This window comes from Enterobacter ludwigii (assembly GCF_001750725.1).
Classification (GTDB): domain Bacteria; phylum Pseudomonadota; class Gammaproteobacteria; order Enterobacterales; family Enterobacteriaceae; genus Enterobacter; species Enterobacter ludwigii.
Genome location: NZ_CP017279.1, coordinates 4,410,938 through 4,435,796, shown reverse-complemented (window position 1 = coordinate 4,435,796; position 24,859 = coordinate 4,410,938). Strand labels below are relative to the sequence as shown.

Here is a 24,859-nt window from a genome sequence, read left to right as displayed (position 1 = left end):
TGTTGAAAGGGTTGTCGTCGTCTGCACGTTGTAATTAACCTGACAGAGGTGTGATTTATCATACACCCGTTCCGCTGTCTGTGTAGTGTGGCGCGAAGGGGAAATGTATTGCGCTCAGTTCGCTAAACCCTCCCATGAACTCCTGCTACACTCCCTCAACACATCACAAAAAAGGCAGGCCAACATGTCAGACGAAAATACCTATCAGCCACCCAAAGTGTGGGAATGGAAAAAGAACGGTGGCGGCGCGTTCGCCAATATTAACCGTCCGATCTCCGGTGCGACGCATGAGAAAGAGTTACCCGTGGGTTCGCATCCGCTGCAGCTCTATTCTCTGGGCACACCAAACGGGCAGAAAGTGACCATCATGCTGGAAGAGCTTCTGGCGCTTGGCGTGACGGGTGCCGAGTACGATGCATGGTTGATTCGCATTGGTGAAGGCGACCAGTTCTCCAGCGGCTTTGTTGAAGTGAATCCGAACTCGAAAATTCCGGCGCTGCGTGACCACTCCACGACACCGCCCACGCGCGTATTTGAATCCGGCAGCATCCTGCTCTATCTGGCAGAGAAGTTCGGCCATTTCCTGCCAAAAGATCCGGCGGGACGTACGGAAACCCTGAACTGGCTGTTCTGGCTGCAGGGCGCGGCCCCGTTCCTCGGCGGCGGTTTCGGCCACTTCTATAACTACGCACCGGTGAAGATTGAGTACGCGATTGACCGCTTCACGATGGAAGCCAAACGCCTGTTCGACGTGCTGGATAAACAGCTGGCGCGTAGCCGCTACGTGGCCGGTGAAGAGTACACCATCGCCGATATGGCGGTCTGGCCGTGGTTCGGCTGCGTGGCACTGGGTAGCGTGTATAACGCCGCAGAGTTCCTCGACGCTGAGAAGTACACCAACGTTCAGCGCTGGGCGAAAGATGTGGCACACCGCCATGCCGTGAAGCGCGGGCGTATCGTTAACCGCACCAGCGGCGAGCTCAACGAGCAGCTCCACGAACGCCACGCGGCGAGCGACTTCGAGACCAATACGGAAGACAAGCGTCAGGCGTAATGCTCTGCCGGGCGGACCACCGCCCGGCAACAGGGATCCCTGCCAGGGGCATGATTTGCTTAAGGGTTGAGCCGGTATTACTGGCACTATGCGGACGTTTTTCTCAGGTCAGATGACGAGAAAAGCGGACTCAACCGACAGCAGTCACAAAGGATTTGTTATGAAATTGATGAAAACAGCGCTGATTATCAGCACCCTGATCTTTTCCACTTCTGGTATGGCGATAGATAAAACCGCCGCCGGTGCAGTGGCCGGTGCGGCAATTGGCGCAGCCACGGGCAAAGATTTGAAATCCACGGTAGGCGGTGCGGTCGTTGGCGCGGGTACCGGTGCGATGTTCAAAAACGGCGACAAAGGTAAAGCTGCGCGTAAAGGCGGCGCGGTGGGTGCCGTGGTGGGCGCAGGTGCTGCAGCGGTAACAGGCAACAGCGTACTGAAAGGGGCCGCCGTCGGTGCCGGCTCTGGCGCACTGATTGGTGAAGCCACCCACTGATAAGCGGCAGGCGGCGCTCCGTTTGGTTCGCCTGCATTTAACCGAAAAAAAGGCCGCACACGGCGGCCTTTTAACAGTGATTAAGCCGAGAGGCGGAATTTCTGCACCGACCGCTGGAGCTCTTCGGTCTGACGTTCAAGCGCGGAGGCCGCTGCCGAGACCTCTTCCACAAGCGAGGCGTTTTGCTGTGTCACGCCATCCATTTGCGTGATAGCAATACCCACCTGCGAAATCCCCTTACTTTGCTCCTCAGACGCAGACGCGATTTGCTTCATGATGGTCGTCACTTCCGTCACATCACGCAAAATGGCATCCATGGTGGTGCCCGTGTCGCCCACCAGCTTTGCGCCCTGCTCTACGCGGGAAACGGAATCGGTAATCAATCCCTCAATTTCTTTTGCCGCGTTGGCGCTGCGGCTTGCCAGGTTACGCACCTCGCCGGCCACGACGGCAAACCCACGTCCCTGCTCGCCCGCACGTGCCGCTTCCACGGCAGCGTTGAGCGCCAGGATATTGGTCTGGAAGGCAATGCTGTTGATCACATTGGTGATTTCAGCAATCTTCTTCGAGCTCTCAGAAATACCGCTCATGGTGGTCACCACCTCTTCCACCAGCGAGCCGCCGCGGCTGGCCGTTGTTGACGCCACATCCGCCAGTTGGCTGGCCTGACGCGCGCTTTCCGCGTTCAGCTTCACGGTGGCGGTCAGCTGTTCCATGCTGGCCGCCGTCTCTTCAAGTGCGGCGGCCTGCTCTTCGGTACGGGACGAGAGATCGTTATTACCGCTGGAGATCTCCGTCGCGCCGCGCCAGATATTCTCGCTGCCGGAGCGAATAGAGCTCACCGCTTCTCGCAGGCTATCCTGCATCGCGCTCAGCAGAGGAACCAGTTGACCCACGCAGTTGCGACCGAACGGTTCAATCGGCTGACTGAGATCGCCCTGGGCAATCTGGCGGAACTGCTGGCGAATGCGAGCCAGCGGTTTTACCAGCATCGCCACCAGGTAACGGTCGGTGAAGAGCAGGATTAACAGGCCAATAATCGTGGCGGTGATAATCACCGTGCGGGTCATGCTGGTCAGGCTGTCTACGACGACTCGGGTGCTGTCGAGTGCCCGGGCGGCCGCGTTGTTAAAGTTCTCCGCAGCAGCACCAAACGCACGACTCAGCGGAGGGGTGATGTTATTCGCCTGCTGACGGTAGCCCTCCAGAGAGGACTGCTTCGCCTGCTGCATTTGCGGCGTTACGCCCTGCTCAAGCAAAGCCTGCCAGCTACCGATCACCTGAGCTGAAACTTGCTCATCCATCGGTCCTGGTGAGATTGCCTTCATCTCAGCCAGTTTCCTCCCCATATTGTCCAGCGCCTGCTGGGCAGGGGCCAGGTCCGGTGTGCCGCCCGCGGCTTTCACTTCCATCGCGCGACTCAACCGGGTCACAAAGCGAAAATACTGATCGTTACCCTGACTGAGTATGGTCATCTGTTTGACCAGCTGGCGATCCACCTCATTGCCCTCTGATACCCGTGACAGAGACCAGGTGCTGTAAAGCCCCACGCCCGCCCACATTAAACAAAAGATCCCGAGAATCGTCAGCATGACGAAACGGATCGTGAAATTACGCAACATATTCATAAGTCTTCCTTGCCGTGAGGGTGAATTCGCCCAGAGGCGAGTCTTACCCTCGTTATCGGCAGGAATGAGCAAATTCATCACCTTTCACGCATTATTTTTATTAAAATTTTTACTGCTCCTGCGTTCATTCAGAAAAAAGAGACACTTTCGAAGGGGAAAATTACCCTGCTAAGAATGTGTTTTACTTTGTCAGTGGATAAATAAATGTAAAACTGCAGCGCATTAAATTAACGGCCATACCTCCTGAGGAGTACATCATCAACAGGTTGCGTCAATCAATAGCGCTACCCTTTCGCGAAAACCCGCTTAATTTGCAGGGTAACTATTCAGTTCTATTTATGACACAAATATATTAACACCTTATTATCAGATTTCATGATTTAAATACCCCAATAACTTACTCCTTATCTTTTAAATTTCATTACATCCTTTACTTATGAGAAATTCCTTAAATTAAATAAATTCCTTTACAAGGATGTCGACGATTTTTTATTAACGGAGTTTCAGATGCGTAAATTTATGAACCGCACATTGCTTTCGCAGTGTGTCTTAATGGCTTTAACCTCTTTCGGTACCCAGGCAGCAATGACGACAGCGACACCGTGTGAGGATGGCGTGACGACGCAAACCTGTGGATTAACGAAATATACCGATGACAGCTTTTATCAAAATCCCGGTGTGACAAATGCGGTTATGGCCGACGCCACGGCGAATAATATTTTCATGGATGGTCATCGAGGGGATGGCGACACGCAGTCATTAACGGTATCCGGAACGGATATGTCAGGCCACTATATCCAGGGAAGCAACGGCGGTACCGCGAATATCACCCTGAATAACGGCGCTACGGCCGATATGATTGAAGTCGGTAGCGGAGGCGCGACCACCAATACCACCGTGACGGTTGATGGCGCGACGCTGAACGGTGAAAACAGCACAGGCAATTACCAGCGTGATAAAACCTATATGATGGGCTCAGCGATTTATCTCGATCCACTGGATAAAGGCTACCACACCGTCAATATTGAGAATGGGAGCGTGCTGCACGGCAGCATTGTAAGCGCCGGTGCTGGCGAACAGGATATTACCCTCAGCAACAGTACAATGGATAAGGGCGGTATTTATGCAGGGAGCGATCAATCAAATACCCGCATTACGCTGACCGGAGCCACCGTCGATGCCTCGCAGAGTGAAATCGCGCAGAACATGGATCATTTGGCCGAAAAACTCAGCGAGTATAAGCCGTTCAGTGACATCAACCTGGATGGCGTGGGCGATCTTGCTATCGCCATGTACGGCACCCAGGCCGATTCCCTGGCCCTGAATAACAGTACCGTCACTGGCGATATTGGCGTTATTAATGAAAAGGGGTCGACATCACTTACGTTTACTAATAAGAGCGTCGTGAATGGCAATATTACCCTGAACGGCAGTTCAGCGAATTCTGTTCTGGTGGATAACAGCACCATTAATGGTGCGGTAAATACCGGTCAAAACAGCGGCAATACCACCATCACGCTGCAAAACGATGCCACTGTAAATGGTGATATTACAACCGGTGCGGGCGATGATACGGTCGTGCTGACCAATAATTCTCATGTTAACGGCAATGTTGATGGCGGTGACGGTAGCGACACGCTGTCAATGGATGACGGCAGTTCTGTTTCTGGTGAAATTAGTCAGTTCGAGACGGTGAACACGACCAGCAATAACAGCATCGCCATTGATAAAATTAACGATGCCACCAGCTGGAGTTTGCAAAATGGCTCAACGCTTGTCGCTACTACCACCGGCAGTAATGCGATGGTAAATATGAGCACCGACAGCTTTGTTGATTTCGGCAATATCACCGGGGTTAATAATGCCGTTGTCGTCAACAGCATTACTCCTTCGGCACAAAATCAGCAGAACGTGATTCTGGGTACGTTCACCACTTCAGGCACCAGCACCCCGCAAAATTATGCGGCGGCCACCTTCACAAATGGCCAACAGAATGTTGAAAACCGTAGCGGCGCTTATAACTATGACAACAGCCTGAATATTGTGGCCGCAGATACCGCGCCGCAGACACGCCTTACCGCCGATAATACGCAGTCGTGGAATATCGAATTTAACAGCCAGAAGGGCAGCCTCGCGAGCGACGTTCAGGGCCTTGTTGCCGGTCTGGACGCTGCCGAGCAGGCCGGACATCAGGTGGCTGATGATATCAGCAACCATATGAATCAGGTGCATCTGGCTAACCTGCTCGGCAGGCAGGAGGAAGGTGCGCAGGTCTGGGGTGATTTCCTCTATCAGAATGGCAACTTCAGCAATGATGTTGACTATAAGAGCATCACCCAGGGCGCTCAGGGTGGCGTGGACTGGACGGCGCATCTGGACAACGGTGATAGCGTCACTGGCGGTATTGCACTGGCATGGACACGCAGCCGCGTGCAGGATACCCATGACGGCGCTGATAGCTTTAATGACAGCGTCTACGGTAATTACTACAGCCTGTACGGTGGCTGGCAGCAGGCGCTTAACGGCAGAACATGGGGTATGTTTGCCGACGGTAGCTTCAGCTATGGCGATATGCGGTACACCCTGTCTGCGAATAACGTGACGGGGAATACCAGCGGCATGACCGAAGCACTGCACGGTTCGACGGATGGCACCCTGTATATGGCGCAGGCGCGTACCGGTGTGAACGTGTTGCTGCCAGGTGAAACCCTGCTGCAACCTTACGCCACCTTAGGCTGGGATCAAACCAAAGCAAACGGCTTCTCCGACAGTGAAGTGTCCTTCGCCGACAGTCAGGTCTCTTCCTGGAACAGTGGGGTCGGGTTGAGACTCACCACAACGCTTCGCGATCTGAGCAAGAACGTGCAGATGATGCCGTGGATCGACGCACGCTTCCAGAAAGAGTTCAGCGACGATACTGATATTCAGGCGGCGGATTACCACACCACCTCCGGCCATAACAACACGATGGGGATCTTCGGAGCAGGCATCAATGCAACCATCGCGCATAACTTCACGCTCAATACCGGGGTGTATGTCGGCACCGGTGACGTGGACAACGATGCCAGCGTGCAGGCGGGGATGAGTTACAGCTTCTGACGAGTGAACGCCCGGTCAGTCTGATGCTGCCGGGCTTTAATCATTCAGGGTGGTCAGGTATGTCATCGCTTATCAACAGGATTTGTGATTTGATAAGCACAGAATGAAAACGTTGTTTCGAAAATTCATCGACAAGAAAGGAGACATCATGTCCTGGCACCCTTACCCCGCCCGCTACGAAAATATGCAGTACCGCTACTGCGGAAAAAGCGGCCTGCGCCTGCCGGCGCTGTCGCTTGGTCTGTGGCATAGTTTCGGCCACGTACAGCCTCTCGACTCTCAGCGGGCGCTGTTGCATAAAGCCTTCGACCTCGGCATTACCCATTTCGATCTTGCCAACAACTACGGCCCGCCGGCGGGAAGCGCGGAAGAAAACATGGGTCGTCTGCTGCGGGAAGATTTTGCCGCGTATCGCGATGAACTGATCATCTCAACCAAAGCAGGCTATGACATGTGGCCGGGGCCGTATGGGTCGGGCGGGTCGCGCAAATACCTGCTCGCCAGCCTCGATCAGAGCCTCAAGCGCATGGGGCTGGAGTATGTGGATATTTTCTATTCTCACCGCGTGGATGAAAATACGCCGATGGAAGAGACCGCCGCTGCGCTGGCCCAGGCCGTGCAGAGCGGTAAAGCGCTGTATGTTGGTATCTCCTCCTACTCCACAGAGCGCACCCAGAAAATGGCGGACCTGTTACGTGAGTGGAAGATCCCGCTGCTTATCCACCAGCCATCTTACAACCTGCTCAACCGCTGGGTCGATCACACCGGCCTGCTGGATACGCTTGAGAAAAACGGGGCGGGTTGCATTGCGTTTACGCCGCTGGCGCAGGGTCTGCTGACCGGAAAATACCTGAACGGTATTCCTGAAGATTCTCGTATGCAGCGTGAAGGCAAGAAGGTGCGCGGTCTGACGGAAAACATGCTGACTGAAGCCAACCTGAACAGCCTGCGTTTACTGAATGAGATGGCACAGGCCCGTGGTCAGACGATGGCGCAAATGGCGCTGAGCTGGCTGCTGAAGGATGAACGCGTGACATCCGTACTGATTGGTGCGAGCCGTCCGGAGCAGATCGAAGAGAACGTGCAGGCCCTGAATAACCTGCACTTTAGCGACGATGAGCTGAAAAGGATTGACCAGCATGTTGCGGATGGGGAATTGAATTTGTGGCAGGCATCGTCGGATAAATAGCGCGGTCTGTCGCGCTCACGCTCCCCCTCTCCCTTGGGAAGAGGGGGGGAAAATTACTTCTTACTGATCTTATCCAGATACCCCATCACGAACGCAGACAGCACAAACGTCAGATGGATAATCACATACCACATCAGTTTGTTGTCCGGGACATTCTTGGCGTCCATGAATACGCGTAACAGGTGGATAGATGAGATCGCCACAATCGACGCGGCCACTTTATTCTTCAGCGACGAGGCATCCATTTTGCCCAGCCAGTTGAGCTTCTCTTTGCGCTCGTCGATATCGAGCTGAGAGACAAAGTTCTCATAGCCGGAGAACATCACCATCACCAGTAATCCGCCCACCAGCGTCATATCCACCAGCGAGAGCAGAACCAGAATCAAATCTGCTTCGGCAATGGAAAAGATGTTCGGCAGAACATGCAAGATTTCCTGGAAAAACTTAATCGTCAGCGCAATCAGCGCCAGCGAAAGGCCAAAATAGACGGGTGCCAGTATCCAGCGAGAGGCGTACATCGCGTTTTCAAAGAAGCGTTCCATAAAGTCCTGTCTGCAAACGAAACCAGCGCCCAGTATATCTCAACGGCGCTGACTGTTTGCAACAACTCACTCGTTGTACGTTCAGACATTGTCAGGATTGACGTCCGGGCGCGCATACTCCGGCCAGACCAGCACCACCAGTTCCGGATACGCCTCCAGGCTGAACTCACGAAAACACTGGCGCAGGTTTAATACGTCCAGATCGGAACAGGAGACCTTCTCACCGTTAAGGCAACGCTTTTTGATATTGTCATAATATTTATACACCGCGGAATTCAGGTCGCTGCAGCGGCGCTGCGCTTCAAACAACCCAGGCGTGTCATTAATTTCCGACATTTTCATTCGCTTAATTGTCGCGTGCAAAAAGTCGATATATTCATGGTTCACCCGCCAGTACCAAACCGGTGTAACCGAGTTCATCAATACGGAGAAGTGGTCTTCACCTTCCTCTTTTGTCATCAGTTCAGGTAGCGGAGGTTCACTGGCGTCTTTCGACACTTGCGTTTTATTGAACTCCTGCATCAATAAAAGAACACCAGCGGTCAGTAATAGTAATGTGATGACCGTAAAAAAAATGCTGTTCATGGGTAGGCTCCATTTTTTTTGATTTTAAAATTGCCTCATGATATTGTCAACGAATCTCACGCCTTTACCAACCCCACCCTGTTGTAATTAAAGGAAATTAAAATGCTGCCCGACTACCTCGTCCCGGCTAAGTACCACATTGCGCCTGTGGAACAGCAAACGACGGAAGCAGAAAAAGAGGCTAATTTCACTCAGGGGAAAAGAAAGCTCTCTGATTACGAGTCTGACATATTAATAGGCGTTTCTCGCACCGGTAAATCCCGTAATATGTTACTGGAAGAGCACGACCGTCATATAAAGGACCGGTTATTTCGCGCCGTTAAAATAGAAGCCTTTGTCCACCTGCTGAATGACCTGCAGGCCGAAGGTGAAATAGATGCCCAGAAACTAAGTCAAATAATCGCGGAAAAAACCAAAGAAATAAACGAAGCCGGCAATGAAATTTGGCTTAATCTAATTACGCGTGAAACCAACAACCCTATTTTTTATAAGCTGGGGGAAGAGTAACGTGAAAGAAATTAAAGATAACGACGTTTATTTGGCTTTAGATAACAAAAAAAGTGATGAATTTATCTTAAAGCAAAATCTCGATGCACTGCGAAACACAAAAAATGCCGAGATGACGCGAATAACTCAGGACCTGGTATCGATCCCGGCGACGCTGGTACGCCTGAAATGGCATAATCGCCGCGAGATTTATCCTTTGCAGGTGAAGGAAGAGATATACGGCGCGGTGATGAATATCCTCATCGAACAGCGGCCTGAGCTGAAAGAGAAGCTTCTCGGGCGTCTGGAGGCCCATTATCAGTATCTGCTCGCCAGAGAAGTGGCCACCCTGCGCCTGACGCGCAAACTGTCCGACGGCGAGTACCGCACGTCAAACGTCACCTGCGTTGCGCTTGATGAAGACGCGCTGGCGTCCCACGCGCCTGCGCCTGCGTCCACTGAGACAAAAAACTGATCGCCCGACACGCATAAAAAAAGCCGGCTTTCGCCAGCTTCTTTGTTATTTCGCGGCCGCTTTCTCTTCGCCGACCAGCCCAATCTTGAGATAACCCGCCTGATGCAGCGTGTCCATTACCTTCATCATGGTTTCGTAATCGACGGTTTTATCCGCGCGGAAGAAAACCGTGGTGTCTTTCTTGCCGCCGGTGAGCTGATCCAGCGCCGGGATAACAGACTGCTCCGTCACCGGGTCATTGCCGAGGAACATCGATTTATCCGCTTTCACCGACAAATAGACAGGTTTCTCAGGACGCGGCTGCGGCTGGCTGGAAGAGGCAGGCAGATTCACCTTCACGTCGACCGTCGCCAGCGGCGCAGCCACCATGAAGATAATCAGCAGAACCAGCATGACGTCGATAAACGGCGTCACGTTGATTTCATGCATTTCACCGTTATCGTCCAGATTTTCGTTAAGACGCATCGCCATACAATCAACCTACGCGCAGTTTAGACGCCGCATGCACCGGTTTAACGGAGCTGGCATTGAGGTCAAGATCGCGGCTTTGCAGCAACAGCACCTGCGCGGCGACGTCACCGAGCGTGGCTTTATAGTTGCCAATCATACGCGCGAAGATGTTATAGATGACGACCGCAGGAATGGCCGCGACCAGACCGATTGCGGTCGCCAGCAACGCTTCGGCAATCCCTGGCGCAACCACCGCCAGGTTGGTGGTCTGCGTCTGCGCAATGCCGATAAAGCTGTTCATGATGCCCCAGACCGTACCGAACAGACCGATAAACGGTGAGATCGCCCCGATAGTGGCCAGATAACCGTTACCGCGGCCCATATGGCGGCCAACGGCAGCAACGCGACGCTCCAGGCGGAAGCCGGTACGTTCTTTAATGCCTTCGTTATCTTCACTGCCTGCGGAGAGTTCCAGCTCGTTCTGTGCTTCGTTGACTAACAGGGTGGTCAGGCTTTTTCCATGGAAGGATGAGGTCATGTCTAAGGCCTGATCCAGGGAGCGGGCTTCAGCCAGTTGCTGTTGTTCCCGCTTGAGGCGACGCTTCTGCGACAGCAGTTCGACGCTCTTACTGAAGAAGATAGCCCAGGTGATCACGGACGCCAGAACCAGGCCGATCATCACAATCTTAACCACGATGTCAGCATGATGATACATGCCCCAGACGGAGAGATCCGTCTGCATCAAATTATTACCCACTCTGTATCTCCAGGACGCAAATCACAAAATCTGACCGTAATAATATCAAAACGTCGTCGAATTGATAGTAGTTCTCATTAGTATTTACATACTGCCGTAATTTTCGTTCACTTTCCTTGCGCTTACGCAGTAAAAATTTCTTATGCGTATTTTTGCTAATATTTTCTGCTTATTCGATAAGCCCCCGGGTGCAGATTTTTACAATCGTGGTAGTCTGGACGTCCAGACGTATAAAAACAGGGTTAGCGAACATGACAAAGAAGCATCTTGATACCACGCTGGTACAGGCAGGACGCAGCAAAAAATATACTCAGGGATCGGTCAACAGCGTGATTCAACGCGCCTCCTCGCTGGTATTTGATACCGTCGAGGATAAAAAAATCGCCACGCGCAACCGCGCCAAAGGCGGGCTGTTCTATGGCCGTCGTGGCACGCTAACCCATTTTTCACTTCAGGAAGCCATGTGCGAACTGGAAGGCGGCGTGGGCTGCGCCCTGTTCCCCTGTGGTGCGGCGGCAGTCGCCAATACCATTCTGGCGTTTGTGGAACAGGGCGACCATATCCTGATGACCAATACCGCTTATGAACCAAGCCAGGATTTTTGCACCAAAATCCTCAGCAAGCTCGGCGTGACCACCGGCTGGTTCGATCCGCTGATTGGCGAAGGTATCGCTGAACTTATTCAGCCGAACACGCGCATTGTATTTCTGGAATCCCCAGGCTCTATCACCATGGAAGTGCACGACGTCCCGGCTATTGTGAAAGCAGTGCGCAGCAAAGCCCCCGAGGCAATCATTATGATCGACAACACCTGGGCGGCGGGCGTGCTGTTCAGGGCGCTGGAATTCGACATTGATATCTCTATTCAAGCCGCGACCAAATATCTGATTGGCCACTCTGATGGCATGATCGGTACTGCGGTATCCAACGCGCGCTGCTGGGATCAACTTCGGGAGAATGCCTACCTGATGGGCCAGATGGTGGATGCGGATACGGCCTACATGACCAGCCGCGGTATCCGTACGCTGGGGGTGCGCCTGCGTCAGCACCATGAAAGCAGTCTGAAGGTGGCCGAATGGCTGGCCCGGCACCCGCAGGTCGAGCGCGTTAACCATCCGGCGCTTCCGGGCAGCAAAGGCCATGAATTCTGGCAACGTGACTTTACGGGCAGTAGCGGGTTGTTCTCATTTGTTCTTAAAAAACGGCTCAGTAACGACGAACTGGCGAACTACCTGGATCATTTTACCCTTTTCAGCATGGCTTACTCCTGGGGCGGGTTTGAATCCCTGATCCTGCCTAACCAGCCGGAGCAAATTGCGGCCCTGCGCCCCGGTGGAGAAGTGGATTTCAGCGGCACGCTGATCCGACTGCATATTGGTTTAGAAGATGTTGACGATTTAATTGCGGATTTAGCGGCAGGGTTTGAACGTATCGTGTAGAGTGCATGCTGAAAATGTACTCCCTGGACGCTTTTGTGAACACTGCCACCAGAAAAGTCTGCATTAGTTGCGCCCGCGATCAAACCCCACGGGCGAATTAGGGAGTACAATAGCGCTATATCTGCATCTGCTGTTCCACAGGAAAGTCCATGGCTGTTATTCAAGATATTATTGCGGCACTCTGGCAACACGATTTTGCCGCGCTGGCGGACCCTCACGTTGTAGGTATCGTCTATTTCGTGATGTTCGCAACCCTGTTTCTGGAAAATGGATTACTGCCAGCCTCATTTTTACCCGGTGACAGCCTGCTTTTACTGGCCGGGGCGTTAATCGGTAAAGGCGTCATGGACTTCACGCCGACGATGGTCATACTCACCTCCGCTGCCAGCCTCGGTTGCTGGCTGAGCTATCTGCAGGGCCGCTGGCTCGGCAATACGCGCGTCGTGAAAGGCTGGCTGGCTCAGTTACCGCATAAATATCATCAACGTGCGACCTGCATGTTTGACCGCCACGGTCTGCTGGCGCTGCTGGCCGGGCGTTTTCTGGCGTTTGTTCGCACGCTGCTGCCGACCATGGCAGGCATTTCCGGGCTGTCAAACCGCCGCTTCCAGTTCTTTAACTGGTTGAGCGCCCTGCTGTGGGTAGGCGTGGTGACCACGCTTGGCTACGCGCTGAATATGATCCCCTTTGTGAAACACCACGAAGACCAGGTAATGACCTTCCTGATGATCCTCCCGCTTTTCCTGCTGGTCGCGGGACTGCTCGGGACGATTGCGGTCGTGATTAAGAAGAAATACTGCAGCGCGTGATATAAAAAAGCCGGGTGACGTTACGCTTACCCGGCTGGACTCTCTCCTCAGGTCCCCTGCATCATTCTGATGCGCGACGCATCTTCCCCCGGTGTGACGCCGAAGTAACGCTTAAACTCCCGGCTAAACTGCGACGCACTTTCATAGCCCACCCGCATCGCCGCCGCGCTGGCCTTCATGCCGTCGTGGATCATCAGCATACGAGCCTTATGCAGCCGATAGGTTTTAAGATACTGCAGCGGCGAGGTGCTGGTCACCGACTTAAAATTATGATGAAACGCCGAGACGCTCATGTTTGCTTCCGCCGCCAGCTGGTCAACGCTCAGGTTTTCCGTGTACTGGCTTTCGATTCGCTTGAGCACGCGGCTAATCAGGCTGAAGTGCGTCTGGCGGCTGACCAGCGCGAGTAATGCCCCACCGCCCGGCCCCAGCAGCACATGGTAAAGAATTTCGCGGATAATCTGTTTGCCCAGGATGCGTGCATCCAGCGGCCGTTCCATAACGTCGAGCAGACGCTCAATGGCGCAGAGGATCTCCTCGGATAACGTCGCGGAGTTAATCCCGCTCGCGGGCATCGACGGGCGGAACAATGCGTCCTCGCCAATCTCCATCAGCAGCTCCTGCAGCTGAAGGAGATCAACATTTAAACGAATGCCCGCCAGCGGTACCGCTTCTGTCGCGAAAGTTTCACATTCAAAGGGTAAAGGTACTGTGAGCAGAAGATATTCATTGGTGTCATACCGGAACACGCGCTCATTGATATAGCCAATTTTATGGCCTGAAAAGAGAAAAACGATGCCCGGCTGGTACATGACCGGTGTGCGTGTCCCTGGCTGCGTCCCATACAGAAGACGAATGTCAGGCAACATTTCACCGACGCCATTTTCTTTATCAATCAGTCTTTTAATCTGCGCAGTAAGCTGAAGGCAGATCGCTTCACGGTTCATTTTACGTTACTCCGGCTACGGTTTCCGACGTTAACAGTGTGCGCAGTTTACCGTGTTTTCTCCAGCGTTCTGTAGAAATGGGCAAGACATCGGCAGGAATGTGCATTGAGAGGATAGCCCCGGACGGCCACAATGTGCAGCATCAGGTCGCCTTCAGCGCCACCACGGTTTTTCACCCACATAAGGGAACGAGCAATGAATAATTTTAATCTCCACACCCCAACCCGCATTCTGTTTGGTAAAGGCGCTATCGCCGACCTGCGCGCACAGATCCCCGCTGACGCCCGCGTACTGATCACCTACGGTGGCGGCAGCGTGAAAAAAACCGGCGTACTGGATCAGGTTTACAGCGCGCTGGAAGGTCTGGACGTGCGTGAGTTCGGCGGTATCGAGCCTAACCCGTCTTATGAAACACTGATGAACGCGGTCAAGATCGCCCGTGATGAAAAAGTCACCTTCCTGCTGGCAGTCGGCGGCGGCTCCGTTCTGGATGGCACCAAATTCATCGCCGCTGCGGCGCACTACGCGGACGGTATTGACCCGTGGCACATTCTGGAAACCCGCGGCAGCGATATCAAAAGCGCGATCCCAATGGGTTCCGTGCTGACCCTGCCTGCGACCGGTTCTGAATCCAACAAAGGTGCCGTTATCTCCCGTAAAACCACGGGTGATAAGCAGGCCTTTATGAACGATCACGTTCAGCCTGTATTCGCCATCCTCGATCCGGTTTACACCTACACCCTGCCTGCACGTCAGGTCGCGAACGGTGTGGTCGATGCGTTTGTGCACACCGTTGAGCAGTACGTTACCTACCCGGTAGATGCCAAAATTCAGGATCGCTTCGCGGAAGGCATTCTGCTGACGCTGATTGAAGACGGTCCGACAGCGCTGAAAGAGCCGGAAAACTACGATGTGCGCGCCAACGTGATGTGGGCGGCAACCCAGGCGCTGAACGGTCTGATCGGTGCCGGCGTGCCGCAGGACTGGGCAACCCATATGCTGGGCCACGAACTGACGGCCATGCACGGTCTGGATCACGCACAAACGCTGGCCGTCGTCCTGCCTGCACTGTGGAACGAAAAACGTGATACCAAACGCGCTAAATTGCTGCAATACGCTGAGCGCGTGTGGAACATCACCGAAGGTTCTGACGATGCGCGTATCGACGCGGCTATCGAAGCAACCCGCAGCTTCTTTGAAGGTCTGGGCGTGCCAACGCGTCTGTCCGGCTATGGCCTGGATGGCAGCTCCATCCCTGCCCTGCTGGCGAAACTTGAAGAACACGGTATGACCCAGTTGGGCGAGCACGGCGACATTACGCTGGAAGTGAGCCGTCGTATCTACGAAGCGGCACGCTAAGCGTTTTTGACATCCCGCCTTTCGTTTTTTGACATTTCGTCCAGACTTAATGCACATCACATCGTCGGGGGTTCCCTCCGACGATGAGCACCTGAAGGAGGAAAAATGGCAAACCAAACCGTAATCAAGCTGCAGGATGGCAACGTGATGCCCCAACTGGGGCTAGGTGTATGGAAAGCCGGTAACGACGAGGTCGTCTCCGCCATTCATAAAGCACTGGAAGTCGGCTATCGGTCGATTGATACCGCCGCCGCGTACAAAAATGAGGACGGCGTGGGTAAGGCACTGGCCAGCGCTGGCATGCCCCGCGACGATCTTTTCATTACCACCAAACTGTGGAACGACGATCAAAAACGCCCCCGCGAAGCCTTGCAGGAGAGTCTGGACAAACTCCAGCTCGATTTCGTCGATCTCTATCTGATGCACTGGCCAGTCCCGGCTATCGATCACTATGTTGACGCCTGGAAAGGGATGATTGAGCTGCAGCAGGCAGGGCTGGTAAAAAGCATCGGCGTGTGTAATTTCCAGGTTCACCACCTGCAGCGCCTGATTGACGAGACGGGTGTCGCGCCGGTTATCAACCAGATTGAGCTGCACCCGCTGATGCAGCAGCGTCAGCTTCACGCCTGGAACGCCACGCACAAGATCCAGACCGAGTCCTGGAGCCCGCTGGCACAGGGCGGTGAAGGGGTGTTCGACCAGAAAATTATTCGCGATCTCGCGGATAAATACGGCAAGACGCCGGCGCAAATCGTTATTCGCTGGCATCTGGATAACGGCCTGGTGGTGATCCCGAAATCGGTCACGCCATCGCGTATCGCTGAGAATTTCGACGTCTGGGATTTCCGCCTGGATAAAGATGAACTGAGTGAAATTGCGAAGCTGGACAAGGGCAAGCGTTTAGGCCCGGATCCCGATCAGTTTGGCGGGTGAATAAAAAAACCCCGGCTCGCCGGGGTTTTTATTTTTTACGCTTTACGTTTCACGGGTTTCTTCGCACTGACGTTACCGTTTGAACGCTGATGCACAATCGGCGTGTGCTTGGTCAATGCCGGGCGCGTATGGCGGTTCTGGCGGCGCGCTTCACGCATCTCATCAAGCGTAGGCGCAGGCACCAGGCAGTCGCGGCGCGAGCCGATCAGATGCTTTTTACCCATATCTTCCAGCGCCTGACGGATCAGCGGCCAGTTAGCCGGATCGTGGTAGCGCAGCAGTGCTTTATGCAGACGGCGCTGTTTATCCCCTTTCGGCACCACCACATCTTCACTCTTATAGCCAATTTTACCCAGCGGGTTCTTGCCGGTGTAATACATGGTCGTTGAGTTTGCGAGCGGTGATGGATAGAAGTTCTGCACCTGATCCAGACGGAAGCGACGCTGTTTCAGCCACAGCGCCAGGTTCACCATGTCCTCATCGCGCGTGCCGGGGTGCGCGGAGATGAAGTATGGGATCAGATACTGCTCTTTACCCGCCTGCTTCGAGTAGGTGTCAAACAGCTCTTTAAAGCGATCGTAGCTGCCCATACCCGGCTTCATCATCTTGGACAGCGGGCCTTCTTCGGTATGCTCAGGGGCAATCTTCAGGTAGCCACCCACGTGATGCGTCGCCAGCTCTTTGATGTAGCGCGGATCTTCCACGGCGATATCGTAACGTACCCCGGAGGCGATCAGGATCTTCTTGATCCCTTTCAGGTCACGCGCACGACGATAAAGGTTGATCGTCGGTTCATGGTTGGTATCCATGTGCTGACAGATATCCGGATACACACACGACAGACGACGGCAGGTCTGTTCCGCGCGCGGTGACTTACAGCGCAGCATGTACATGTTGGCAGTCGGACCGCCCAGATCGGAGATCACCCCGGTGAAGCCAGGCACGGTATCGCGAATGGCTTCGATCTCATTGATGATCGAATCTTCGGAGCGACTCTGAATAATGCGCCCTTCGTGCTCGGTAATGGAGCAGAAGGAGCAGCCGCCGAAGCAGCCGCGCATGATGTTTATTGAGAAACGGATCATCTCATACGCCGGGATTCGGCGCTCGCCGTATGCCGGATGCGGCACGCGTTTGTACGGCAGCGCGAAGACGCTGTCCATCTCTTCGGTGGAAAGCGGGATTGCCGGCGGGTTGATCCAGATAAAGCGCTCGCCGTGCTTTTGCATCAGCGCACGCGCGCAGCCCGGGTTGGTTTCGTGGTGCAGAATACGGGACGCATGCGCGTAGAGCACTTTATCGGCTTTGACCTTCTCAAAGGAAGGCAGCAGCACGTAGGTTTTTTCCCACGGTTTCGGGCGCGGCGGCTGAACAACGATAGCTTTCGTTTCGGCTTTCTTTGGCTCTACCGGTTTGTTATCCGCACACGGCAGATCGTCGCCGTACGGGTGCGGGATCGGGTCGATTTTACCCGGCATATCAATGATACGGGAATCCACCCCGCTCCAGCCCGGCAGCGCCTCTTTCACCATGATCGCGGTGTTGCGCACGTCGCGGATGCTGCTCACCGGCTCACCCTGTGAGAGACGGTGCGCCACTTCCACCAGCGGACGTTCACCGTTACCGTAAATCAGCATATCGGCTTTGGAATCCACCAGCACCGAACGGCGCACGGTGTCTGACCAGTAGTCGTAGTGCGCGGTACGGCGCAGACTCGCCTCGATGCCGCCCAGGATAACCGGCACGTCTTTCCAGGCTTCTTTGCAGCGTTGGGTGTAGACCAGCGTCGCACGGTCAGGACGTTTACCCGCGACGTTATCCGGCGTGTAGGCATCGTCATGACGCAGCTTACGGTCGGCGGTATAGCGGTTGATCATCGAGTCCATGTTGCCTGCGGTCACGCCGAAGAACAGGTTGGGTTTCCCCAGACGCATAAAGTCGTCTTTGCTGTTCCAGTCAGGCTGGGCGATGATCCCCACACGGAAGCCCTGCGCTTCAAGCATACGGCCACAGATAGCCATGCCAAAGCTCGGGTGGTCGACATAGGCATCGCCCGTCACCAGAATGATATCGCAGCTGTCCCAGCCCAGTTGGTCCATCTCTTCCCGGGACATCGGCAGGAACGGTGCCGGTCCAAAGCAGGCCGCCCAGTACTGGGGCCAGGAGAAGAGGTCACGATCCGGCTGGATCAGGGAAATTGCGCTCATAGTGCTTCCGAAGAAAAAATAGACAAAAGGAGCGGGATTATACGCTGTTAGTCTGCCGGATTTGAAGAAAAGGATGCAAGAAGTAAACAGAAAATCCTGGAAGCCGTTAAAATACAGCGCACTGTTAATTTTGGATCATAATATCCACTATATCTTGCGGTAATCAGTTACCGGGATGCATTCTGGCACGGAGTTTCTTTGTGAAGTTCAACGATTCGTTACATGTGTCCCAGCTGCGGGTTGTGCTTCACCTCTGCGGTTTTCTGGTTCTTCTGTACAGCCTGTCCATGCTGCCGCCGATGGTTATCGCCCTGCTGAATAAAGAGCGAACCTACTTTGCTTTTTTAACCACCTTTTTGACCTTTTTTACCCTTGGCGGACTCACCTGGCGGGCAACACGTCATTCCGGTATACAGCTGCGCACCCGTGACGGTTTCGTGATTATCGTTCTGTTCTGGCTGCTGTTTTCATTGATTAGCGCCATGCCGTTATGGATGGATGACGGTCTGCAACTCTCCTTTTCCGATGCGCTCTTTGAAGGGGTCTCAGGGATCACCACCACCGGGGCGACGGTGATTGGAGACGTCAGTGCCCTGCCGAAGTCGTACCTTTATTACCGCGCTCAGCTCAATTTCATTGGCGGATTAGGGGTCATCGTACTGGCCGTCGCGGTCCTGCCGCTGCTCGGTATCGGTGGCATGAAGCTGTATCAGTCGGAAATGCCTGGGCCGTTCAAGGAGGAGCGCCTGACGCCCCGACTCGCCGATACCGCGCGTACGCTGTGGGTAACCTATCTGGCGCTGGGACTGGTCTGCACGCTGGCGTACTGGCTGGCGGGCATGCCCTTTTTTGACGCCGTCTGTCACGGGCTTTCCACCGTCTCATTGGGTGGGTTTTCAACCCGAAGTGAGAGCATCGGGTTTTACGACAGCCACGCGATTGAGCTTGTCGCCGGGGCTTTTTCACTGCTTTCCGCGTTTAACTTTACCCTCTGGTATGTCGTCATCGCGCGCCGCACGCTGAAACCGATTCGGCGCAGCCCGGAGGTGAAATTCTTTCTCGGTGCCGCCACCGTCATTATCGCCATCACCGCCTGGCAGGTGTGGCACGCGGGGATGTACAACGGCACCGACAGCCTGGTACATGCCTTCTTTCTGGCCAGCTCCATGATGACCGACAACGGTCTTTCGACGGCCGATTACGCTCACTGGCCTCCCCACACCATTTTCCTGCTGTTGAGCGCCAGCTTTTTTGGCGGCTGCGTCGGCTCTACCTGCGGCGGGATCAAAGCGCTGCGTTTTCTCATCATGTTTAAACAGTGTATTCAGGAGATGAATCAACTCGCGCATCCGCGCGCGCTGCTGAGTATTAAGGTCGGCAAAAGCGTCGTGAATGAACGCGTTCTGCGCTCGGTGTGGAGCTTCTTTTTTCTCTACGTGATGATAACGGGCTTTTTCGTCTGGGCGCTGAACCTGCTGGGATACGATCTGTTCACGTCATTTGCCACCGTTGCGGCCTGCATTAACAATATGGGGCTGGGGTTCGGCGAAACGGCATCGACCTTCGGGACGTTAAAAGACGAGGCCAAGCTGTTGATGTGTGCGGCGATGATTATGGGACGTCTGGAAATTTATCCGGTGCTGATCCTGTGCTCACGCTTTTTCTGGCGGGCATAAACATTCCCGGCGAACCGGGAATCGTATCGTGGTTTAGGGTGCCGGGTTGACCAGCATCTGGCCGACGGAACCCCTGTCCATCATCTCCAGCGTCTGGCTGTGGAACAGGAACGGGAAGTGCGGCCACGAAGGCTGTCCGTAGTAGACCAGCAGTTCGACCTGCCCATCCACCCAGACGGTATCCTTCCAGCCCCTGTCTTCGGGGAACGGCATCGCGCCATTGACGTTGCGGATCAGGAAACTCACCCCTTCGATATGGAACGACTGCGGCATGTCCGAGCGAACCGTCCAACGCTCCCAGGTACCCTGCTGCGCGGTAATATCGATACGGTTAACGTCCCACAGCGTGCCGTTGATCCCCGGGTCGTCGCCCAGGTTGATATCGCGGCTGCGCACCGGCGAACCGCTCATGATCTCCTGCGGTAGCAGGCGCATCGGCAGGCTGTCGGTCACCAGCGGCAGCAGGCCGGTAGGACGCAGGGTCAGCACCAGGGTGGAGACCAGGATACTCGACGGCTCAAAGAAACCGCGAATGCGGTCCACAATGCTGGCCGCTTCGCCACAGGTGATCGACACCTCATCACCGTTGGTCATATCAATAAGGATTTCGCGGCGTTCGCCTGGCGACAGCGCCAGCTGCTTCACGGAAACCGGGGCCGGTAAAAAGCCCTGGTCGCCGGAGATGACGTGTAGCGCGCGGCCATCGCTCATTTGCAGCTGGTAGCGGCGCGAGTTAGAGGCGTTCAGCAGACGCAGACGTACCCATCCGCGCGACACTTCAACATACGGACTTTGCGCGCCGTTAACCAGCAGCGTATCGCCAACGAAGCCACCGCTGCCCGGCTCGCTGTATTCCGGCGTGCCGAAATTATCCAGCCGTTTGTCCTGAATAATGACCGGAAAATCATCCACGCCATAGTGGTTCGGGATTGGCAGGGATTTACTGATTTCATCTTCCACCAGCCACATGCCGGCCAGGCCGTTATACACCTGCTGGGCCGTGCGGTTAGGGGTATTGGCATGATACCAGAGCGTCGCCGCGCTCTGACGAATCGGCAGAACGGGCGCCCAGTCAGCGTTAGGCGACATCATGCGCGCCGCGCCGCCAAGCAGCGGGCCAGGCACCTGTAAACCACTGATGGTCATGGCGACATTTTCTGTCGTACGGTTACTGTAGATCAGCTTAACGTCATCGCCATTCCACACGCGTATGGTCGGCCCAAGGTAACGCCCGTTAATGCCCCACACCGGCGCACGCGTGCCCTGGGTAAAGGACCAGTGGCTGCGCTGTAGCGTCAGGAAAAGCGGCTGCCCGCGACGGGATTCTATTAACGGCGGAATGGGCAGCGGCTGTTGCTGCCCGGCGGCGTTGGCTGTCAGCGGCAGCGCACCCGCACAAAGGGCGATCCCGGAAGCCTGAATAAACTGACGCCGACTGAATGACATATAAGCTCCATCTGAAACGACTAACAACGCGGGAATTCGTTTTCCCTTTTAACGCCGGCTTACTTCTTACCGGCGGCTTCTCTCTCTGCGACTTCTTTGTCGAGCAGCGCAATATGCTGAGCCATCAGTTCACGGCAGTGTGCTGCCAGCTCGCGAACCTGATCTTTACCGTATTTGCTGGTATCCACCGGCGGCAGCATTTCGACAATCACCAGCCCGTTATTCAGGCGGTTAAGATTAATCTTATTAGAAGTATTGGAAACACACACAGGAATAATTGGAACACCTGCCGCAATTGCAGCATGAAACGCACCGGTTTTGAACGGCAGCAGGCCACGACCACGGCTGCGCGTCCCTTCCGGGAACATCCAGATTGAGATCCTGCGCTTTTTGAAGTGATTAACCACTTCAGCAATAGTGCTGTGCGCTTTCGCGCGGTTGTTACGGTCAATCAGCAGGTTACCGGTCAGCCAGTACAGCTGGCCGAAAAAAGGGATCCACAGCAGGCTCTTTTTGCCCACGGTCACGGTCGGTGGCAGAACAATGTTGGAGGCCGTCACCATATCGTAGTTGTTCTGATGGTTAGCGATAAAGATGGCGTTACCGAAGTTCTCAGCCCCTTCCGGCAGGCGTTTTTCAACCTTCAGGCCAAACAGCGGCGCAAGGCGGCCGAACATATGGCCGAAGGTGGCGACATGTTTCGGATTGCGCGGACTGAACAGGCAATAAATAGAGCCGAAAATACAGACCAGAATGCAGTAAATAATGGTAAGAATTAAACGAACAATGAATAGCATAGCGACCTCTGAAGCCCTGACAGCTGACAATTATACTTCACCTGTGGCCAGGTAAGGACTTTATTACGAGCGCGTATTGTTAATCGCAACGCACGAATTAACAACGATTTTACGGGAAATTTTATTGAAATTCCCCCTCCGGAACAGAGGGGGAGATAACGGCGTTACTCTTCGCTGTCGCCCGCGGTACTGCGCGCAGGAGAGTCAATCTCCACGCGGTCAATACGCTGCAGGCCGCGCATCAGCGAGCCGCGTCGACCGCGCTCGCCCACCACTTTCTGCAACTCTTCCGGACGAAGCTTGATTTTACGTTTGCCGACATGAATGGTCAGCGTGCTCTGCGGCGGCAGAATAAAGAGGTGCGCCAGACCATCTACCCCTTTCGCCGCTTCCGCTGACGGGATGCTGATGATCTTGTTGCCCTTGCCTTTTGACAATTCCGGCAGGTCGCTGACCGGGAACATCAGCATACGTCCGGCGGCAGTGATCGCCAGCAGCATATCGCTGTCGTTTTCCACCACCAGCGGCGGCATCACATGCGCGTTGTCAGGCAGGCTGATCAGCGCCTTACCGGCACGGTTGCGGGAAACAAGATCGTTAAAGGTACAGATAAAGCCGTACCCCGCGTCAGACGCCAGCAGCAGTTTCTGGTCATCGGCTTCCATCAGCATATGGTCAACCGTCGCACCCGGCGGCAGCGTCAGCTTACCGGTAAGCGGTTCGCCCTGTCCGCGGGCAGAAGGCAGCGTGATCGGGTCAATGGCGTAGCTGCGCCCCGTCGAGTCGATAAAGGCGACCGGCTGGTTGCTCTTACCTTTCACGGCCGCTTTAAAGCTATCGCCCGCCTTGTAGCTCAACCCTGGCGCGTCGATATCGTGACCTTTAGCACTGCGCACCCAGCCGCTCTGAGACAGCACAATGGTGACCGGCTCAGATGGCTGCATGTCGTGCTCATTCATCGCCTTCGCTTCTTCGCGCTCATGCAGCGGAGAACGACGGTCGTCACCGAATGCATCGGCGTCAGCCTGCAGCTCTTTCTTGAGCAGGTTGTTCATCTTGCGTTCGGACGCGAGGATCGCCTGCAGCTGATCGCGCTCTTTTTCAAGTTCGTTCTGCTCACCGCGGATCTTCATCTCTTCGAGTTTGGCGAGATGACGCAGTTTCAGCTCAAGGATCGCTTCGGCCTGGGTTTCACTGATGTCAAAGCGCGACATCAGCGCCGGCTTCGGCTCGTCCTCGGAACGGATTATCTCAATAACTTCGTCGATATTGAGGAACGCCACCAGCAAACCTTCAAGGATGTGCAGGCGTTTAAGCACTTTTTCCAGTCGATAGTTCAGACGGCGGCGAACGGTATCGCGGCGGAACGTCAGCCATTCGCTCAGGATCTCCAGCAGGTTTTTCACTGCAGGACGACCGTCGAGGCCGATCATGTTCAGGTTGATGCGGTAGCTTTTTTCCAGATCGGTGGTGGCAAACAGGTGGTTCATCACCTGCTCCATATCCACGCGGTTGGAACGCGGCACGATCACCAGACGCGTCGGGTTTTCGTGGTCGGATTCGTCGCGCAGGTCATCCACCATCGGCAGCTTTTTATTGCGCATCTGGGAGGCAATCTGTTCCAGCACTTTCGCGCCGGAGACCTGGTGCGGCAGCGCGGTGATGACCACTGCGCCGTCCTCTTTGGTCCACACCGCACGCATGCGCACGGAGCCGCGGCCGTTCTGGTAGATTTTGCGGATTTCCGCGCGCGAGGTGATGATTTCGGCCTCGGTCGGGTAGTCCGGCCCCTGCACGATATCCAGCAGATCGTCCAGCGTGGTTTTCGGCTGTTCAATCAGGGTGATGGCGGCTTTCGCCACTTCACGCAGGTTGTGCGGCGGAATGTCCGTCGCCATACCCACCGCGATACCGGTAGTGCCGTTCAGCAGGATGTTCGGCAGACGCGCAGGCAGCATTTTCGGCTCCTGCATCGTACCGTCGAAGTTTGGCACCCAGTCCACAGTTCCCTGACCCAGCTCGCCCAGCAGCACTTCAGCGTAGCGGGAGAGACGGGATTCGGTATAACGCATCGCTGCGAAGGATTTCGGATCGTCCGGCGCCCCCCAGTTCCCCTGACCATCCACCAGCGGATAACGGTAAGAGAACGGCTGTGCCATCAGCACCATCGCTTCATAACAGGCGCTGTCGCCGTGCGGATGGTATTTACCCAGTACGTCACCGACGGTACGGGCGGATTTTTTGAACTTGGCGGTCGCATTCAGCCCCAGCTCGGACATCGCATAGACGATGCGGCGCTGAACGGGCTTCAGGCCATCCCCGATAAACGGCAACGCCCTGTCCATAATGACGTACATGGAGTAGTTCAGGTAGGCGTTTTCCGTGAATTCATGTAGCGCGAGGCGCTCTGCCATATCGCTCATTATGTGTGATTCCTCAACTCAGAAACCGAAAGGTTTCAGGCAATATTGCCGCAGATACTACCTTA

21 protein-coding genes are annotated in these 24,859 nt (G+C 54.8%); 11 read left to right on the top strand and 10 right to left on the bottom strand.

The window, feature by feature from the left end; all coding sequences use genetic code 11:
* Window positions 1-184 precede the first annotated feature (184 nt).
* Window positions 185-1,054 carry a glutathione-dependent disulfide-bond oxidoreductase gene (yghU, locus tag BH714_RS20855; protein ID WP_040018836.1) on the top strand — a complete coding sequence of 290 codons (870 nt, stop codon included), beginning with the start codon at window positions 185-187 and terminating at the stop codon, window positions 1,052-1,054.
* A 160-nt stretch (window positions 1,055-1,214) separates the two neighbouring features.
* Window positions 1,215-1,547 (top strand): glycine zipper domain-containing protein, encoded by a 333-nt coding sequence (locus BH714_RS20850; RefSeq protein ID WP_020883667.1) that lies wholly within the window; start codon window positions 1,215-1,217, stop codon window positions 1,545-1,547.
* Window positions 1,548-1,627: 80 nt separating this feature from the next.
* Here the strand turns inward: BH714_RS20850 and BH714_RS20845 are convergent, their stop codons facing one another.
* A complete protein-coding gene (locus BH714_RS20845; protein WP_040018835.1) occupies window positions 1,628-3,175 on the bottom strand; it encodes a methyl-accepting chemotaxis protein in 1,548 nt (515 codons plus the stop codon).
* A 507-nt stretch (window positions 3,176-3,682) separates the two neighbouring features.
* On the opposite strand from BH714_RS20845, the gene BH714_RS20840 reads away from it, so the two are divergent.
* Both BH714_RS20840 and BH714_RS20835 read left to right on the top strand, forming a co-directional pair.
* Window positions 3,683-6,274 carry an autotransporter outer membrane beta-barrel domain-containing protein gene (locus tag BH714_RS20840; RefSeq protein WP_040018834.1) on the top strand — a complete coding sequence of 864 codons (2,592 nt, stop codon included), beginning with the start codon at window positions 3,683-3,685 and terminating at the stop codon, window positions 6,272-6,274.
* Window positions 6,275-6,422: 148 nt separating this feature from the next.
* Complete coding sequence (locus tag BH714_RS20835; RefSeq protein WP_025203160.1) at window positions 6,423-7,463, top strand: aldo/keto reductase; 1,041 nt, start codon at window positions 6,423-6,425, stop codon at window positions 7,461-7,463.
* Between the two features lie 53 nt (window positions 7,464-7,516).
* On the opposite strand, the gene BH714_RS20830 is transcribed toward BH714_RS20835, so the two are convergent.
* Complete coding sequence (locus BH714_RS20830; RefSeq protein WP_014171606.1) at window positions 7,517-8,005, bottom strand: TIGR00645 family protein; 489 nt, start codon at window positions 8,003-8,005, stop codon at window positions 7,517-7,519.
* An 81-nt stretch (window positions 8,006-8,086) separates the two neighbouring features.
* The gene (locus BH714_RS20825; protein WP_020883663.1) at window positions 8,087-8,590 is read right to left on the bottom strand and encodes an ESA_00282 family adhesion-associated protein; all 504 of its coding nucleotides are present in this window, start codon (window positions 8,588-8,590) and stop codon (window positions 8,087-8,089) included.
* A 102-nt stretch (window positions 8,591-8,692) separates the two neighbouring features.
* Between BH714_RS20825 and BH714_RS20820 the strand changes: the two genes are divergently transcribed.
* Together BH714_RS20820 and BH714_RS20815 are read left to right on the top strand one after the other, a co-directional pair.
* Window positions 8,693-9,097, top strand: a complete 405-nt coding sequence (locus BH714_RS20820) for a hypothetical protein (protein ID WP_032680298.1) — start codon at window positions 8,693-8,695, stop codon at window positions 9,095-9,097.
* Window position 9,098: 1 nt separating this feature from the next.
* The gene (locus BH714_RS20815; protein ID WP_040018833.1) at window positions 9,099-9,551 is read left to right on the top strand and encodes a hypothetical protein; all 453 of its coding nucleotides are present in this window, start codon (window positions 9,099-9,101) and stop codon (window positions 9,549-9,551) included.
* Window positions 9,552-9,596: 45 nt separating this feature from the next.
* On the opposite strand, the gene exbD is transcribed toward BH714_RS20815, so the two are convergent.
* Both exbD and exbB read right to left on the bottom strand, forming a co-directional pair.
* Window positions 9,597-10,022: a TonB system transport protein ExbD gene (gene exbD / locus BH714_RS20810; protein ID WP_032680295.1), complete on the bottom strand. Its 426-nt coding sequence runs from the start codon at window positions 10,020-10,022 to the stop codon at window positions 9,597-9,599.
* Window positions 10,023-10,026: 4 nt separating this feature from the next.
* Window positions 10,027-10,758: a tol-pal system-associated acyl-CoA thioesterase gene (gene exbB / locus BH714_RS20805; RefSeq protein WP_014171611.1), complete on the bottom strand. Its 732-nt coding sequence runs from the start codon at window positions 10,756-10,758 to the stop codon at window positions 10,027-10,029.
* Window positions 10,759-11,009: 251 nt separating this feature from the next.
* Here exbB and metC point away from each other — a divergent pair, with 251 nt between their 5' ends.
* The gene (metC, locus tag BH714_RS20800; RefSeq protein ID WP_025203159.1) at window positions 11,010-12,197 is read left to right on the top strand and encodes a cystathionine beta-lyase; all 1,188 of its coding nucleotides are present in this window, start codon (window positions 11,010-11,012) and stop codon (window positions 12,195-12,197) included.
* A 149-nt stretch (window positions 12,198-12,346) separates the two neighbouring features.
* Entirely contained in the window at window positions 12,347-13,006 is a 660-nt protein-coding gene (gene yghB / locus BH714_RS20795; protein WP_014171613.1) for a DedA family general envelope maintenance protein YghB, read from the top strand.
* A gap of 47 nt (window positions 13,007-13,053) precedes the next feature.
* Here yghB and BH714_RS20790 read toward each other — a convergent pair whose 3' ends face one another.
* Window positions 13,054-13,953, bottom strand: a complete 900-nt coding sequence (locus BH714_RS20790) for an AraC family transcriptional regulator (protein WP_040018832.1) — start codon at window positions 13,951-13,953, stop codon at window positions 13,054-13,056.
* Between the two features lie 195 nt (window positions 13,954-14,148).
* Here BH714_RS20790 and yqhD point away from each other — a divergent pair, with 195 nt between their 5' ends.
* Together yqhD and dkgA are read left to right on the top strand one after the other, a co-directional pair.
* Entirely contained in the window at window positions 14,149-15,312 is a 1,164-nt protein-coding gene (yqhD, locus tag BH714_RS20785; RefSeq protein WP_020883658.1) for an alcohol dehydrogenase, read from the top strand.
* Between the two features lie 105 nt (window positions 15,313-15,417).
* The gene (gene dkgA / locus BH714_RS20780; protein ID WP_020883657.1) at window positions 15,418-16,245 is read left to right on the top strand and encodes a 2,5-didehydrogluconate reductase DkgA; all 828 of its coding nucleotides are present in this window, start codon (window positions 15,418-15,420) and stop codon (window positions 16,243-16,245) included.
* Between the two features lie 35 nt (window positions 16,246-16,280).
* Here the strand turns inward: dkgA and BH714_RS20775 are convergent, their stop codons facing one another.
* A complete protein-coding gene (locus BH714_RS20775) occupies window positions 16,281-18,452 on the bottom strand; it encodes a YgiQ family radical SAM protein (protein ID WP_040018831.1) in 2,172 nt (723 codons plus the stop codon).
* A gap of 200 nt (window positions 18,453-18,652) precedes the next feature.
* Between BH714_RS20775 and BH714_RS20770 the strand changes: the two genes are divergently transcribed.
* A complete protein-coding gene (locus BH714_RS20770; RefSeq protein WP_014171619.1) occupies window positions 18,653-20,128 on the top strand; it encodes a TrkH family potassium uptake protein in 1,476 nt (491 codons plus the stop codon).
* A 33-nt stretch (window positions 20,129-20,161) separates the two neighbouring features.
* On the opposite strand, the gene ftsP is transcribed toward BH714_RS20770, so the two are convergent.
* From ftsP to parC, 3 genes are all read right to left on the bottom strand, one after another.
* Window positions 20,162-21,574: a cell division protein FtsP gene (gene ftsP / locus BH714_RS20765; protein WP_040018830.1), complete on the bottom strand. Its 1,413-nt coding sequence runs from the start codon at window positions 21,572-21,574 to the stop codon at window positions 20,162-20,164.
* A 59-nt stretch (window positions 21,575-21,633) separates the two neighbouring features.
* A complete protein-coding gene (gene plsC / locus BH714_RS20760) occupies window positions 21,634-22,371 on the bottom strand; it encodes a 1-acylglycerol-3-phosphate O-acyltransferase (RefSeq protein WP_020883654.1) in 738 nt (245 codons plus the stop codon).
* A gap of 164 nt (window positions 22,372-22,535) precedes the next feature.
* Window positions 22,536-24,794: a DNA topoisomerase IV subunit A gene (gene parC, locus BH714_RS20755; RefSeq protein WP_040018829.1), complete on the bottom strand. Its 2,259-nt coding sequence runs from the start codon at window positions 24,792-24,794 to the stop codon at window positions 22,536-22,538.
* Window positions 24,795-24,859: the final 65 nt, after the last annotated feature.